General features: G+C 52.0%; 9 protein-coding genes and 7 tRNA genes. 3 read left to right on the top strand and 13 right to left on the bottom strand.

Annotated features, from left to right (window positions below):
• Window positions 1-29 precede the first annotated feature (29 nt).
• Window positions 30-1,454: a tRNA (N6-isopentenyl adenosine(37)-C2)-methylthiotransferase MiaB gene (gene miaB / locus L2097_RS12100; protein ID WP_250352886.1), complete on the bottom strand. Its 1,425-nt coding sequence runs from the start codon at window positions 1,452-1,454 to the stop codon at window positions 30-32.
• A gap of 146 nt (window positions 1,455-1,600) precedes the next feature.
• Between miaB and ubiF the strand changes: the two genes are divergently transcribed.
• Window positions 1,601-2,776, top strand: coding sequence for a 3-demethoxyubiquinol 3-hydroxylase (gene ubiF, locus L2097_RS12095; RefSeq protein WP_250352885.1), 1,176 nt, complete (start codon window positions 1,601-1,603; stop codon window positions 2,774-2,776).
• Window positions 2,777-2,860: 84 nt separating this feature from the next.
• Here ubiF and L2097_RS12090 read toward each other — a convergent pair.
• From L2097_RS12090 to nagB, 12 genes are all read right to left on the bottom strand, one after another.
• Window positions 2,861-2,934: transfer RNA gene (locus tag L2097_RS12090), tRNA-Gln, on the bottom strand.
• Window positions 2,935-3,011: 77 nt separating this feature from the next.
• Window positions 3,012-3,086, bottom strand: a tRNA-Gln gene (locus L2097_RS12085).
• 49 nt (window positions 3,087-3,135) lie between these two features.
• Window positions 3,136-3,212 (bottom strand) — tRNA-Met (locus L2097_RS12080).
• Window positions 3,213-3,239: 27 nt separating this feature from the next.
• Window positions 3,240-3,314: transfer RNA gene (locus L2097_RS12075), tRNA-Gln, on the bottom strand.
• Between the two features lie 34 nt (window positions 3,315-3,348).
• Window positions 3,349-3,423 (bottom strand) — tRNA-Gln (locus tag L2097_RS12070).
• 100 nt (window positions 3,424-3,523) lie between these two features.
• Window positions 3,524-3,608: transfer RNA gene (locus L2097_RS12065), tRNA-Leu, on the bottom strand.
• A gap of 8 nt (window positions 3,609-3,616) precedes the next feature.
• A tRNA-Met gene (locus L2097_RS12060) sits at window positions 3,617-3,693 on the bottom strand.
• Window positions 3,694-3,920: 227 nt separating this feature from the next.
• On the bottom strand, window positions 3,921-5,585 hold the full coding sequence (gene asnB / locus L2097_RS12055) for an asparagine synthase B (RefSeq protein WP_047371266.1): 1,665 nt from the start codon (window positions 5,583-5,585) through the stop codon (window positions 3,921-3,923).
• A 285-nt stretch (window positions 5,586-5,870) separates the two neighbouring features.
• Window positions 5,871-6,623 carry an HAD-IIA family hydrolase gene (locus L2097_RS12050; protein WP_250352884.1) on the bottom strand — a complete coding sequence of 251 codons (753 nt, stop codon included), beginning with the start codon at window positions 6,621-6,623 and terminating at the stop codon, window positions 5,871-5,873.
• A gap of 208 nt (window positions 6,624-6,831) precedes the next feature.
• Window positions 6,832-8,052: a DNA-binding transcriptional regulator NagC gene (gene nagC / locus L2097_RS12045; protein WP_047371264.1), complete on the bottom strand. Its 1,221-nt coding sequence runs from the start codon at window positions 8,050-8,052 to the stop codon at window positions 6,832-6,834.
• A 9-nt stretch (window positions 8,053-8,061) separates the two neighbouring features.
• Window positions 8,062-9,210: an N-acetylglucosamine-6-phosphate deacetylase gene (nagA, locus tag L2097_RS12040; protein WP_047371263.1), complete on the bottom strand. Its 1,149-nt coding sequence runs from the start codon at window positions 9,208-9,210 to the stop codon at window positions 8,062-8,064.
• 58 nt (window positions 9,211-9,268) lie between these two features.
• Window positions 9,269-10,069 carry a glucosamine-6-phosphate deaminase gene (gene nagB, locus L2097_RS12035; protein ID WP_041852108.1) on the bottom strand — a complete coding sequence of 267 codons (801 nt, stop codon included), beginning with the start codon at window positions 10,067-10,069 and terminating at the stop codon, window positions 9,269-9,271.
• 319 nt (window positions 10,070-10,388) lie between these two features.
• Here nagB and nagE point away from each other — a divergent pair, with 319 nt between their 5' ends.
• Window positions 10,389-12,425, top strand: a complete 2,037-nt coding sequence (gene nagE / locus L2097_RS12030; RefSeq protein WP_250352883.1) for an N-acetylglucosamine-specific PTS transporter subunit IIBC — start codon at window positions 10,389-10,391, stop codon at window positions 12,423-12,425.
• A 178-nt stretch (window positions 12,426-12,603) separates the two neighbouring features.
• Window positions 12,604-14,271 (top strand): glutamine--tRNA ligase, encoded by a 1,668-nt coding sequence (glnS, locus tag L2097_RS12025; protein ID WP_085006230.1) that lies wholly within the window; start codon window positions 12,604-12,606, stop codon window positions 14,269-14,271.
• Window positions 14,272-14,397 lie beyond the last annotated feature (126 nt).

Genomic DNA, 14,397 nt, shown 5'->3' with positions numbered 1-14,397 from the left:
GCAACGTGAAACAGGTCGAGCAGGCAGGATTAAGGCTGGTAGATACCTACACCGATATCATTCTCTTTACGGGTACGGGCGATAACCGATTCCGGGGACTCTGCAATACGCAGGCCCATTTCGTCTTCGGTACGCACCACTTTACCGCGCAGGGAGTTTGTCCAGACGTCGGTAATTTCCACGTCAACGAATTTCCCAATCATCTCCGGTCTGCCTTCGAAGTTCACCACGCGGTTATTTTCGGTACGGCCTGACAGTTCCATGATGCTCTTACGGGAAGTCCCCTCCACCAGAATGCGCTGGGTTGTGCCGATCATCCGGCGACTCCAGGACATTGCCTGCTGGTTGATACGTTCCTGCAGAATATACAGGCGCTGCTTTTTATCCTCTTCCGGTACGTCATCAACCATATCGGCCGCAGGTGTTCCTGGACGGGCGGAGAAAATAAAGCTGTAACTCATATCGAAATTCACATCGGCAATCAGCTTCATGGTTTGCTCGAAGTCCTGCGTCGTTTCGCCAGGGAAGCCAACGATAAAATCAGAGCTGATTTGAATGTCCGGACGAGCAGCACGCAGTTTGCGGATGATTGCTTTGTATTCCAGCGCGGTGTGGGTACGGCCCATCAGGTTCAGTACGCGGTCAGAACCGCTTTGTACCGGCAGATGCAGGAAGCTTACGAGCTCCGGCGTATCGCGATAGACATCAATAATATCGTCGGTGAATTCGATCGGGTGGCTGGTGGTAAAACGGATGCGATCAATACCATCGATGGCCGCCACCAGACGCAGCAGATCCGCGAAAGAACCGGTGCTTCCGTCGTAATTCTCACCGCGCCAGGCGTTAACGTTTTGGCCCAGCAGGTTAACTTCACGTACGCCTTGCGCCGCCAGTTGCGCGATTTCAAACAGGATATCGTCGCACGGACGGCTGACTTCTTCACCACGGGTATAGGGCACGACGCAGTAAGTGCAGTACTTATTGCAGCCTTCCATGATAGAGACGAACGCGGTCGGCCCCTCGGCTTTCGGTTCCGGCAGACGGTCGAATTTCTCGATCTCCGGGAAGCTGATATCCACGACCGGGCTGCGATTGCCGCGCACGGAGTTAATCATCTCCGGCAGTCGGTGCAGCGTTTGCGGTCCAAAAATAATGTCAACATAGTGGGCACGCTGGCGAATGTGGTCGCCTTCCTGAGAGGCGACGCAACCGCCGACACCAATGATCAGGTCTGGATTTTTTTCCTTTAATAATTTCCAGCGCCCCAACTGATGGAAGACTTTCTCTTGCGCCTTCTCGCGGATTGAGCAGGTATTAAGCAGCAACACATCTGCTTCTTCAGCCACTTCGGTGAGTTGATACCCGTGAGTGGCATCCAGCAGATCGGCCATCTTCGATGAATCGTACTCGTTCATCTGACAGCCCCAGGTTTTAATGTGGAGTTTTTTTGTCATCGACTTGCTCATGCTTTGTTTAAGGCCCCAATGCAGGGCGCGTATTGTAATGCTTTGGTCGCGTGCTGACCAGTATGATGCTTGTCAGACTCAAGATGTAAAAAATCCGGTAAACTTAGGAGATTCTCGTGTAAGGATAATGGACCATGATAAATCAATCTACTGAGGTCGCGGTTGTCGGCGGCGGAATGGTCGGCGGAGCGCTGGCTCTGGGGTTAGCCCAGCTGGGTTTTAGTGTCACGGTCATTGAACAACAGGCGCCGCCTGCCTTTGACGCGACGGCACAACCCGATGTGCGTATTTCGGCGATTAGCACGTCCTCGGTAGCACTGCTCCGGGAACTGGGCGTCTGGGATGCGGTTCTGGCGATGCGTTGTCATCCCTGGGAGCGGCTGGAGACCTGGGAGTGGGAAAATGCGCATGTCATATTCGACGCGCAGGAATTAAAGTTGCCGCAGCTTGGCTATATGGTGGAAAACAATGTCCTGCAACGCGCACTGTGGGACGCAATGGAGCGCCATCCACAGGTAACGCTACGAGTGCCTGCGGCACTCAGTACGATGCGTCTGAATGATGATTGCCACGAACTGACATTTGAAGATGGCGAAACGCTTTCAGCGAAGCTGGTGATAGGGGCTGATGGGGGGAATTCCCGGGTGCGTCAATGTGCCGGTATCGGTATTCACGCCTGGCAATATCAGCAATCCTGCATGCTGATCACCGTAGAGTGTGAGCGCGCGCCAGGAGAGAGTACCTGGCAGCACTTTACTCCCAACGGTCCGCATGCTTTCCTGCCGTTATTTGATTACTGGGCATCACTGGTCTGGTACGACACGCCTGCCCGTATTCGTCAGTTGCAATCGTTAAATATGGTGCAGTTACAGAAAGAGATCGCGGCACATTTTCCGTCCCGGCTGGGGCAGGTTATGCCGGTCGCTGCCGGGGCGTTCCCGCTCGCGCGTCGCCACGCATTGCAATATGTTCGTCCTGGGCTTGCGCTGGTGGGCGATGCAGCGCACACCATCCATCCGCTGGCGGGGCAGGGGGTAAACCTCGGCTATCGCGATGTGGAATGTCTGCTGGACGTGCTGACAAGGGCGCGCGGCCATGGGGAAGACTGGGCAAGCCTTTCGGTGCTTAAGCGCTATCAGACGCGCCGTATGGCAGATAATTTTATTATGCAAAGTGGAATGGATTTGTTCCATGCCGGGTTCAGTAACGATTTAGGCCCGGTACGCGTGCTGCGTAATCTCGGTTTGATGGCGGCGGAACGGGCTGGCGTACTCAAACGCCAGGCGCTGAAATATGCCTTAGGACTGTAATGTGACGGCGGGAAACCGCCGTTTGCTGTTAACCGGAAGCAGAAAAGCAAAAAGCCCGCCGAAGCGAGCTTTTTGCTTTTTATGTGGCTGGGGTACAAGGATTCGAACCTCGGATGGCGGAATCAGAATCCGCTGCCTTACCGCTTGGCGATACCCCAATAGGTGTGAAATTTTACGCGTTAACGATAAAACTTCAACCTTTGCGTCTACCCAAAAGCAAACGACTTTTTGAAATTGGCTGGGGTACGAGGATTCGAACCTCGGAATGGTGGAATCAGAATCCACTGCCTTACCGCTTGGCGATACCCCAACAATTTTTTACTCAGGTTAATGTTTTTATGAACATCAGCCTTTGAATATGGTGGCTACTACGGGAATCGAACCTGTGACCCCAGCATTATGAGTGCTGTGCTCTAACCAGCTGAGCTAAGTAGCCAAATGTTACTGCAAACCAGTCACCGACTGGCTGGGGTACCTGGATTCGAACCAGGGAATGCCGGTATCAAAAACCGGTGCCTTACCGCTTGGCGATACCCCAATACCGTCGCGGTGAACCGCAAACATCAAAAATATGGCTGGGGTACCTGGATTCGAACCAGGGAATGCCGGTATCAAAAACCGGTGCCTTACCGCTTGGCGATACCCCAACAAATTTCTGAACAGAGAACTTCAGACTATATTGCGGTTAGCCTTAATGGCTATCTTACAGCCTGGAGATACCCCATCCATGCAACGCTGACTGGTGAATGGTGCGGGAGGCGAGACTTGAACTCGCACACCTTGCGGCGCCAGAACCTAAATCTGGTGCGTCTACCAATTTCGCCACTCCCGCAAAAAAGATGGTGGCTACTACGGGAATCGAACCTGTGACCCCAGCATTATGAGTGCTGTGCTCTAACCAGCTGAGCTAAGTAGCCATCTTTTTTCGCGTTACCTTATCGGCGTTGCGGGGCGCATTATGCGTATTGGGCCTGGAAGCGTCAATACCTTTTTCATCGAAAATTGCCGGAATGTGACTGTTTGGTTAGGTTGCGAACAGCGTGACGCATAATTCGGCAATTATTGGTTATTTATCGATTTTGTATAGCAAAACATACGCAGAAATAAAAAAAGGCCCCGCAGGGCCTTTAACGATAACAATCGCTTATTTGTAAGCAGACTGGTGTACGCCAACCGCACGGCCTGATGGATCGTTCATGGCTTTGAATGATTCATCCCACTCGATCGCTTTTGCAGACGAGCACGCCACAGACGGGCCGCCAGGAACACATTCAGCGGCGCTGGGTACCGGGAACAGTTCTTCAAAGATTTCACGGTACAGATACGCTTCTTTCGAGACTGGCGTGTTGTACGGGAAACGGTAGCTGGCTGTCGCCAGTTGCTGGTCGCTTATCTGCTGCGCCGCCACTTCTTTCAGCGTATCGATCCAACTGTAGCCTACGCCGTCAGAGAACTGCTCTTTCTGACGCCATGCAACGCTCGCCGGCAGGTAGGATTCGAAACATTCGCGCAGGACATGTTTCTCCATTTTGCCGTTGCCACACATTTTATCCTGCGGGTTGATGCGCATCGCTACATCAAGGAATTTCTTATCCAGGAACGGGACACGCGCTTCTACGCCCCAGGCGGACATGGCTTTGTTAGCACGTGCGCAGTCGAACATGTGCAGCGCCTGCAGTTTACGTACGGTCTCTTCATGCAGCTCTTTGGCATTTGGCGCTTTATGGAAATAGAGGTAGCCACCAAACACTTCGTCAGAACCTTCGCCAGACAGGACCATCTTGATGCCCATCGCTTTGATTTTACGAGACATCAGATACATCGGCGTAGAGGCGCGAATGGTGGTCACATCGTAGGTTTCGATGTGATAAATCACGTCGCGAATCGCGTCCAGACCTTCCTGCACGGTAAAGTGGATTTCGTGGTGAACCGTACCCAGATGGTTGGCAACTTCCTGCGCGGCTTTCAGGTCCGGTGCGCCTTTCAGGCCCACGGCGAAGGAGTGCAACTGCGGCCACCAGGCCTCAGAGCGTTCCTGATCTTCCACACGACGTGCGGCGAATTTTTTGGTGATAGCGGAAATGACAGAGGAATCCAGACCGCCGGAGAGCAGAACGCCATACGGTACATCAGACATCAGGTGGCTTTTCACTGACTCTTCCAGTGCCTGACGCAGTTCGTTTTTGTCCGTGACGTTGTCTTTCACTGCGTCATAGTCGAACCAGTCACGCTGATAGTAAGAACGGATTTCACCGTCTTTGCTCCACAGGTAGCTGCCTGCCGGGAACTCTTTGATGGTACGGCATACGGGCACCAGCGCTTTCATTTCGGACGCGACATAAAAGTTGCCGTGCTCATCGTGGCCCATATACAGCGGGATAATGCCGATATGGTCACGACCAATCAGATAAGCGTCTTTTTCGCTGTCATACAGGGCAAAAGCAAACATACCTTGCAGATCATCGAGGAATTCAGGGCCTTTTTCCTGATACAGGGCGAGGATAACTTCGCAGTCAGAACCAGTCTGAAACTGATAGCGATCGCCATATTCCGCACGCAGCGCCTGATGGTTGTAGATTTCGCCGTTAACGGCCAGCGCATGTGTTTTTTTCTCATTGTACAGCGGCTGGGCACCCGCGTTGACGTCGACAATAGACAGACGTTCATGGGCAAGAATCGCTTTATCGCTGGCATAAACGCCAGACCAGTCCGGGCCGCGGTGGCGCATCAGGCGGGATAATTCGAGCGCTTTTTTACGCAGCTCAACCGCGTCAGTTTTGATATCCAGTACGCCAAAAATAGAACACATAGACTTCTCCGTTACTTTAAGGCAATGCAGTGTTGTGTGATTGCAGACGCCGCGTCATCGCGTTGTCTTATTGCGTGATTAAGAAAATGCCGCAAAGGTGTGACGCGCGCAAGCGTTTTACCGCCTTGAAAGTAAAAAGCGCAATGACGATTGTCGAATGCTGAAAAAAGAACATGAAATGAGCTGTAGCATTAATGGATTATCAATTTTTAGGTGCTTTTATTGAATGGTCTGTTTTTTGTTGGTGCTGAAAATGAAAAACCACGTCCCGGGACGTGGTTTCGTTTAAAAAATGTCGATTTCAGCAACCGAAGGGTAAATCCATGAAGGGCGAAACGGCATGCTATCGATATCATCCAGCGTAGATACGCCAGAGAGCACCAGAATCGTCTCCAGACCCGCCTGGAAGCCTGCAAGGATATCGGTGCGTAAATTGTCGCCGACAATCACCGTTTGCTCGGAGTGCGCCTGCATAGTATTGAGCGCGGCACGGATAATCCACGGGCTCGGCTTGCCGACATAGAAAGGCTCGCGGCCGGAGATTTTTTCAATGCCGGCGCACAGCGCGCCGCAGCCGGGATAGTAGCCACGTCCGTGAGTGTCCGGGTTGGTGGCAATAAAACGCGCACCGTTGGCGACAAAAAAAGCCGCCTTATGCATCATTTCCCAATTGTAGGATCGCGTTTCACCCACGATAACGAAATCCGGATTGATATCCGTAATGGTAAACCCGGCTTTATAGAGTTCGTGAATCAATGCGCCTTCACCGACCACATAGGCTTTTTTCCCTTCCTGGCGCTTAAGGAAGTCAGCCGTCGCCATTGCAGAGGTATAAAAAACGCTGGCAGGTGCATCTATACCGGCTGAGGCAAAGCGGTTAGCTAAATCCTGCCCCGTCTGGGAGGGGTAGTTGGTAAGCAGCACCAGCGGCATCCCCTTTTCCAGGATTCGACTAATAAACTCCGCTGCGCCCGGCACGGCGATATTATCGTGCATCAACACGCCGTCAATATCACAGATTACGTTCTGAATGGTCATGGACTACCCGGTTAAAAAAGAGAAGCAATAACTATACCCGTCATGCTCCAGGTTGCATATCTGTTGGCTACGTTTGCTCGCCCCAGTCACTTACCGCAGTAAGTTCCCGGGGGCGAATGAGCGACATCCTGGTCCCTAAGCAAAGGCTGTTCAAAACGGCCAGGCGTTTTGTCCTGCAACGCGAATTATTTAGGGTATCTCAACCCTGTCAGCTTTCCAGCAAACGTTGCAGTAGCATGCCGTTCAGCATGGCACGTTTCACCAGTGCGAAAGCGCCAATCGCCGAGCGATGATCAAGGGTGGAACGCACCACGGGAAGATTTCTGCGGAATGCTTTGAGCGACTGAGTGTTAATGCAGCCTTCGATGGCCGGCAGCAACACTTTCTCAGCTTCGACGATCTCCCCCGCGATGACTATTTTCTGCGGATTGAAGAGGTTAATGGCGATGGCTATGGTTTTACCCAGATGGCGACCGACATACTCAATCACCTCACACGCCAGCGCGTCGCCTTTATTGGCGGCTTTACAGATATTTTTGATCGTGCAGTCATCCAGGGTTACGCGGCTTTGGTAGCCCTGTTCCAGCAGATGGCGTACACGCTGTTCAATGGCGGCATTGGCGGCGATGGTTTCCAGGCAGCCAAAGTTACCGCAATGACATCGCTCGCCGAGCGGCTCCACCTGGATGTGGCCAATTTCACCCACATTACCGTTGCGGCCGATAAAAATGCGCCCGTTAGAGATGATTCCTGCCCCGGTTCCGCGATGAACGCGCACCAGAATGGAGTCCTCACAGTCCTGACTTGCCCCAAAGTAGTGCTCAGCGAGAGCCAGACTGCGGATATCGTGACCGACGAAACAGGTTAATTTGAATCGTTTTTCCAGCGCTTCAACCAGCCCCCAGTTCTCCACCTGAATATGCGGCATGTAACGAATAACGCCGCTTTCCGGGTCGACAAGGCCTGGTAAAATGACTGAGATAGCGATCAGTTCGCGAATCTTGCGCTGATGACTTTCGATAAAGGCGCTGATGGTGTTCAGCAATGCGTGTTCGAGGGTTTCCTGCGTCCGCTCCGGCAGAGGATAATGCTCTTCTGCCAACACCTTGCTGCTGAGATCATAAAGAGTGAGGGTGGTGTCGGAGCGTCCAAGACGCACACCAATAGCCTGAAAATTGCGGGTTTCGGTAATGATAGAGATAGCGCGGCGGCCCCCGGTGGAGGCCTGCTGATCAACTTCTTTGATCAGGCCGCGTTCAATGAGCTGACGCGTGATTTTCGTCACGCTGGCGGGCGCAAGCTGGCTCTGCTCGGCAATTTGAATACGCGAAATAGGGCCTAGTTGATCAATCAGGCGGTAAACCGCCGCGCTGTTAAGTTGTTTAACGAGATCAACGTTACCAATCTGAGCTTGTCCGCCTGCTGTCATACCTTTTATTTACTCGGTGACGACCTCGTTACCATTAACGATGGTCTTGATTATTTTATAATCGTGCGTGAAGGCGGTCAGGTTCGCGACCTTACCCGGGGCAATGCTGCCGAGCTGCCCGTCGACGCCTATCGCGCGGGCCGGGTACAGGGTTGCCATGCGCAGTACTTCATCCAGCGCAATACCCACATGCTCGACCAGGTTCCGAACCCCTTCAATCATTGTCAGGGAGGAGCCGCTCAGCGTACCGTTTTCATCCACACACAGTCCATTACGGTAGTATATTGTTTTACCAGCAAAAATGAACTGGTCAATATCTGCCCCTGCAGGTGCCGTTGCATCTGTTACTAAACAGAGTTTGTCACCTTTCAGGCGTTTCGCATTACGGATATTAACGTAATCGACATGCAGCCCATCTGCAATGATCCCGCAATAGACATCGGCATCATCCAGTACCGCGCCCGCCAGCCCTGGTTCACGTCCGGTGATATACGGCATCGCATTATATAAATGTGTCGCAAACGTGATGCCTGCGCGGAAACCGGCCTTCGCTTCTTTTAATGTCGCGTTGGAGTGGCCTGCAGAAACGACAATCCCTGCCGCAGCCAGCTTACTGATAACCTCAGTTCCGGCCATTTCAGGCGCCAGCGTCACTTTGGTGATAACGTCGGCATTGGCGCAGAGGTAATCCACCAGTTCGGCGTCCGGTTTGCGTACAAATTTCGGGTTGTGGGTACCTTTTTTAACGATATTCAGCCACGGACCTTCGAGGTGAAGGCCTAATGCCTGATGGGAATATTTTGTCAGGTAATCGCGCATCACCTGAATGCCCTGTTTCATCAGGTCATCGCTACTGGTGATAAGCGTCGGCAGGAAGCTTGTACAGCCTGATTTCTCATTGGCACGCTGCATGATTTCCAGCGTTTCAACGCTTACGGCTTCGGGAGTGTCGTTGAACTGCACGCCGCCGCAACCATTGAGTTGTACGTCAATAAAGCCAGGGGCCAGCGTTGCGCCATTGAGATCACGCTGTTCGAGAGTGGGTGGCAACTCAGCCAGTGGGCAGAGACGGTCAATCAGGCCATCCGCGACAATCAGCGCGTGGTCATCCAGAATTTCATGGCCGGTGAAAATCCGGCAATGGGTTAAAGCATACATAACGACCCCCGGTTAACAAATGGGTGTCGTCCCGCAGAGTATGCGGAACGAGACACAATTACAGACCTTTAATATTTTCTGCTTCTAATTCATTGAAATATTTCAATGTTTTCACTTTTAGTTCCATGGTGGACGGCTCGTCGCATACCATCACTGCTTTCGGGTGCAGTTGCAGACAGCTAATGGTCCACATATGGTTCACATTACCTTCTACGGCCGCCTGCAGAGCCTGCGCTTTCTGGCTTCCCAGCACCAGAATCATCACTTCTTCCGCGTCCAGTAGCGTACCCACACCTACGGTCAGCGCGTATTTTGGCACCTGATTAACGTCGCCGTCGAAGAAACGGGAATTGGCCACGCGGGTGTCATGGGTCAGCGTTTTAATACGGGTACGAGAAGCCAGCGAAGACGCGGGTTCGTTGAATGCGATGTGACCATCGTTGCCAACGCCGCCCATAAACAGGTGAATTTTGCCATAGGAACGGATTTTTTCTTCGTATTGACGGCATTCTGCGTCAATATCCGGAGCATTGCCATCCAGCAGGTTAATATTTTCCGCCGGAATATCAACGTGATCGAAAAAGTTACGGTGCATAAAACTGTGATAGCTTTCCGGATGCTCCTTCGGCAGGCCGACATATTCATCCATGTTGAAAGTGACAACATGTTTAAAACTAACCTGGCCCGCTTTGTGCATTTCGACTAAGGCTTTGTAGGCAGTGAGAGGCGTGCCACCGGTTGGCAGCCCAAGCAGGAACGGACGATCCGCTGTAGGTTTAAATGCATTGATGCGATTGACGATATGGCGGGCCGCCCATTTACCGACTTGTTCAGCTGTTGCCAGAGGAATCAGTCTCATTATTCACCTCTAAAGTTGATTAAAGTTAGCGGATTGCGTGCCAGAGTAGTGTAAAGCGTAACTCAGTTTCGCTCCCTATGGGGGCAATCCGTCTTGATTTTTTGAATGATAAAATAAGTTTTGCTGGTTAGCCAGCAAAGAGGAGGTCAAATAACGATATTTGGTGATTAAAATCACAAAAAGGGTGCTTTTAATTTGCGAGACGAATTAATTTTCAACACACTCTCAATGTAATGAAAAATGGCCGTGTTTTCAGGGTTAGTTAGACAATAAAAAGACTGTTTCTAAGGGCTCCGCTGGGGTTCAAAGGGGGAATAACGTGAATCTTTTAGGTTACTTACAAAAGGTTGGCCGTGCGCTTATGGTGCCGGTTGCCACGCTGCCTGCCGCAGCGATTCTGATGGGGGTCGGTTACTGGATCGACCCGGTAGGCTGGGGTGGATCTAACGCGCTGGCGGCGTTCTTCATTCAATCTGGTTCTGCCATCATCGATAACATGGGCGTGCTGTTCGCCGTGGGTGTTGCTTATGGTATGTCCAAAGACAAAGACGGCGCTGCTGCGCTGGCCGGCTTTGTGGGCTTCCTTGTACTGACGACGCTGTGCTCGCCAGCCGCTGTCGCCATGATCCAGAAAATCCCAGCCGATCAAGTTCCTGCCGCATTCGGTAAGATCAAAAACCAGTTCGTTGGGATCATGGTCGGTATCATTGCTGCGGAGCTGTATAACCGCTTTAGCAGCGTCGAGCTGCCGAAGGCGCTCTCCTTCTTTAGCGGCCGTCGTCTGGTGCCGATCCTGACCTCCTTTGTCATGATCGCTGTCGCGTTCATCATGATGTTTATCTGGCCGGTGGTCTTTAGCGGCCTGGTAGGTTTTGGTGAGCACATCCAGAAACTGGGTTCTGTCGGTGCGGGCGTCTACGCTTTCTTCAACCGTCTGCTGATCCCGATCGGTCTGCACCATGCGCTGAACTCCGTTTTCTGGTTTGACGTTGCCGGTATTAACGATATTCCTAACTTCCTGGGTGGCGCGCAGTCTATTGAAGCAGGCAAAGCGGTTGTTGGGGTTACTGGTCGTTACCAGGCTGGTTTCTTCCCGATCATGATGTTTGGTCTGCCAGGTGCAGCACTGGCGATTTACCACTGCGCGCGTCCGGAAAATAAAGCCAAAGTCCTCGGTATTATGATGGCAGGTGCGTTTGCCGCCTTCTTTACAGGTATCACTGAACCGCTGGAATTCTCCTTCATGTTCGTGGCACCGGTGCTGTATTTCATTCACGCTGTTCTGACCGGGGTTTCTGTCTTCATCGCCGCGACTATGCAGTGGATTGCCGGTTTCGGCTTCAGTGCTGGTCTGGTGGATATGGTGCTGTCATCCAAAAACCCGCTGGCCGTACATTGGTACATGCTGATTCTGCAAGGCCTGGTGTTCTTCGTCATTTACTACGTAGTGTTCCGTTTCACGATCCTGAAATTCAACCTGCTGACCCCGGGTCGTGAACTGGCGGTTGCCGGTGACGAAGCGGATGGTCAGGATGTGAATGTCAGTACTGCTTCCGAGCAGGATGTGACCGGGCTGGCGCGTCAGTACATTGCTGCTGTCGGGGGTTCCGCAAACCTGACCGGTATCGATGCCTGCATTACACGTCTGCGTCTGAGCGTAAAAGACTCTTCCTTGGTTAACGAAGCGCTGGCTAAACGTCTGGGTGCGAGCGGAGTTATTCGTTTGAATAAAACCGGCGTACAGGTCATTGTTGGTTTTGCAGCAGAAAAAATTGCGAATGCGATGAAAACGGCGGGTGATGTTCCGGCGGCAGGTGCTGCGACTCCGGCTCCGGTTCCGGCTCCGGCAGCCGCAAGCGCAGTTAAGCCGCAGGCCGTCCCGAATGTCAGCGCTGCGGTGATTGCTGAGCTGGTCTCCCCGGTAACCGGGCAGGTAGTTTCTCTGGATGAAGTGCCGGATGAAGCGTTTGCCAGTAAAGCCGTTGGTGATGGCGTAGCGGTAAAACCGACAGAGAAAACGGTTGTTGCACCGGCAGCGGGCACCATCGTGAAAATCTTTAATACCAACCACGCCTTCTGCCTTGAAACGGAAAAAGGCGCGGAAATCGTTGTCCATATGGGGATCGACACCGTTGCGCTCGGTGGTCAGGGCTTCACGCGTCTGGTCGAAGAGGGAGCAACCGTTGTGGCAGGTCAGCCCATCCTGGAAATGGATCTGGAATACCTGAACGCGAATGCTCGTTCAATGATCAGTCCGGTGGTGTGCAGCAACATCGATGATTTCTCTGGTCTGGTTATCAAAGCGCATGGTTCCGTTGTCGCGGGGCAAACGTCGTTGTACGACATCAAAGGCTAATGATGTAATCTGAACCAGAAATAGCCATAAGCGGCAGGGGATCTTCCTCTGCCGCTTTTTTTTGCATGAATTAAAGTATTCCGTTTTGTATCTATTTTCCGTAACTAAAGGTTGTCTCTGAGGGCCGCTTATAAGATCATGTGCAGTTATATGTTGTTTACGCCTTGAGGAATTTACGATGAGTGAGGCTGAAGCCCGCCCGACTAACTTTATTCGTCAGATCATTGATGAAGATCTGGCTACTGGAAAGCACTCTACTGTTTGTACCCGTTTTCCGCCTGAGCCGAATGGTTACCTGCATATCGGTCATGCGAAATCCATCTGCCTGAACTTTGGTATCGCGCAAGATTATCAAGGGAAGTGCAACCTGCGTTTTGATGACACCAACCCGGTAAAAGAAGATATCGAGTACGTTGAGTCCATCAAAAACGACGTGCAGTGGTTAGGCTTCCACTGGTCAGGCGATGTGCGCTATTCCTCTGATTATTTCGATCAATTGCACAACTATGCTGTTGAGTTAATCAGCAAAGGCCTGGCCTATGTTGACGAACTGTCCGCTGACGAAATCCGTGAATATCGCGGTACGCTGACGGCCCCGGGTAAAAACAGTCCGTATCGCGATCGTACGGTTGAAGAGAACCTCGCACTGTTTGAAAAAATGCGAGCCGGTGGCTTCGAAGAAGGTAAGGCGTGCCTGCGTGCGAAGATAGACATGGCGTCGCCGTTCATCGTGATGCGCGATCCGGTGCTCTACCGCATTAAATTTGCTGAACATCATCAGACGGGCAACAAGTGGTGCATCTACCCGATGTATGACTTTACCCACTGCATCAGCGATGCGCTGGAGGGGATCACCCACTCCCTGTGTACGCTGGAATTCCAGGATAACCGTCGTCTGTATGATTGGGTGCTGGATAACATCACCATTCCGGTTCACCCGCGTCAGTACGAGTTCTCTCGTCTGAACCTGGAATACACCGTCATGTCCAAGCGTAAGCTGAACCTGCTGGTGACCGACAAACACGTTGAAGGCTGGGATGACCCGCGTATGCCGACCATTTCGGGCCTGCGTCGTCGTGGCTATACTTCCGCATCCATCCGTGAGTTCTGCAAACGTATTGGTATCACCAAACAGGACAACACTATTGAGATGGCTTCACTGGAGTCGTGCATCCGTGAAGATCTGAATGAAAATGCGCCGCGTGCGATGGCGGTTATCGATCCGGTTAAGCTGGTTATCGAAAACTATCCTCAGGGCGCCAGTGAACTGGTTTCGATGCCAAACCATCCGAACAAGCCGGAAATGGGCAGCCGTGATGTTCCATTTAGCGGTGAAATCTGGATCGATCGCGCCGATTTCCGTGAGGAAGCCAACAAGCAGTACAAACGTCTGGTACTCGGTAAAGAAGTTCGTCTGCGTAACGCCTATGTGATTAAAGCTGAGCGTGTTGAGAAAGACGCGGAAGGTAATATCACCACTATTTTCTGTACCTTTGATGCCGATACGCTGAGCAAAGATCCGGCAGATGGTCGTAAAGTGAAAGGCGTTATTCACTGGGTGAGCGCATCACACGCGTTGCCGGTTGAAATTCGCCTTTACGACCGGCTGTTCAGCGTGCCAAACCCGGGAGCCGCGGAAGATTTCCTGACCGTTATGAACCCGGAATCGCTGGTCATTAAGCAGGGCTTTGCTGAGCCGAGCCTCAAGGGCGCTGAGGTGGGGAAAGCGTACCAGTTTGAGCGCGAAGGTTACTTTTGCCTCGACAGCCGCCATGCTACTGCGGATAAACTGGTATTCAACCGCACCGTAGGTCTTCGCGATACCTGGGCTAAAATCGGCGAGTAATCCCGCCTGATTCTCGTGCATAAAAACGCTGCCTCGTGCAGCGTTTTTTATTTCTCGATTAAAAATAAGTTCCTGCTGGCTTTTTACTTTTCTGAAATTTCGTTTTAATTTTATCCAATCATCTTT

The organism is Citrobacter sp. MNAZ 1397 (assembly GCF_023613995.1).
GTDB lineage: Bacteria > Pseudomonadota > Gammaproteobacteria > Enterobacterales > Enterobacteriaceae > Phytobacter > Phytobacter ursingii.
This window is presented reverse-complemented; position numbering and strand designations above follow the sequence as displayed.

Excerpts from the sequence above, each read along its gene's own strand:
- miaB (WP_250352886.1), bottom strand. The coding sequence starts at position 1,454 with ATGACAAAAAAACTCCACATTAAAACCTGGGGCTGTCAGATGAACGAG.
- ubiF (WP_250352885.1), top strand. The coding sequence starts at position 1,601 with ATGATAAATCAATCTACTGAGGTCGCGGTTGTCGGCGGCGGAATGGTC.
- asnB (WP_047371266.1), bottom strand. The coding sequence starts at position 5,585 with ATGTGTTCTATTTTTGGCGTACTGGATATCAAAACTGACGCGGTTGAG.
- L2097_RS12050 (WP_250352884.1), bottom strand. The coding sequence starts at position 6,623 with ATGACCATTCAGAACGTAATCTGTGATATTGACGGCGTGTTGATGCAC.
- nagC (WP_047371264.1), bottom strand. The coding sequence starts at position 8,052 with ATGACAGCAGGCGGACAAGCTCAGATTGGTAACGTTGATCTCGTTAAA.
- nagA (WP_047371263.1), bottom strand. The coding sequence starts at position 9,210 with ATGTATGCTTTAACCCATTGCCGGATTTTCACCGGCCATGAAATTCTG.
- nagB (WP_041852108.1), bottom strand. The coding sequence starts at position 10,069 with ATGAGACTGATTCCTCTGGCAACAGCTGAACAAGTCGGTAAATGGGCG.
- glnS (WP_085006230.1), top strand. The coding sequence starts at position 12,604 with ATGAGTGAGGCTGAAGCCCGCCCGACTAACTTTATTCGTCAGATCATT.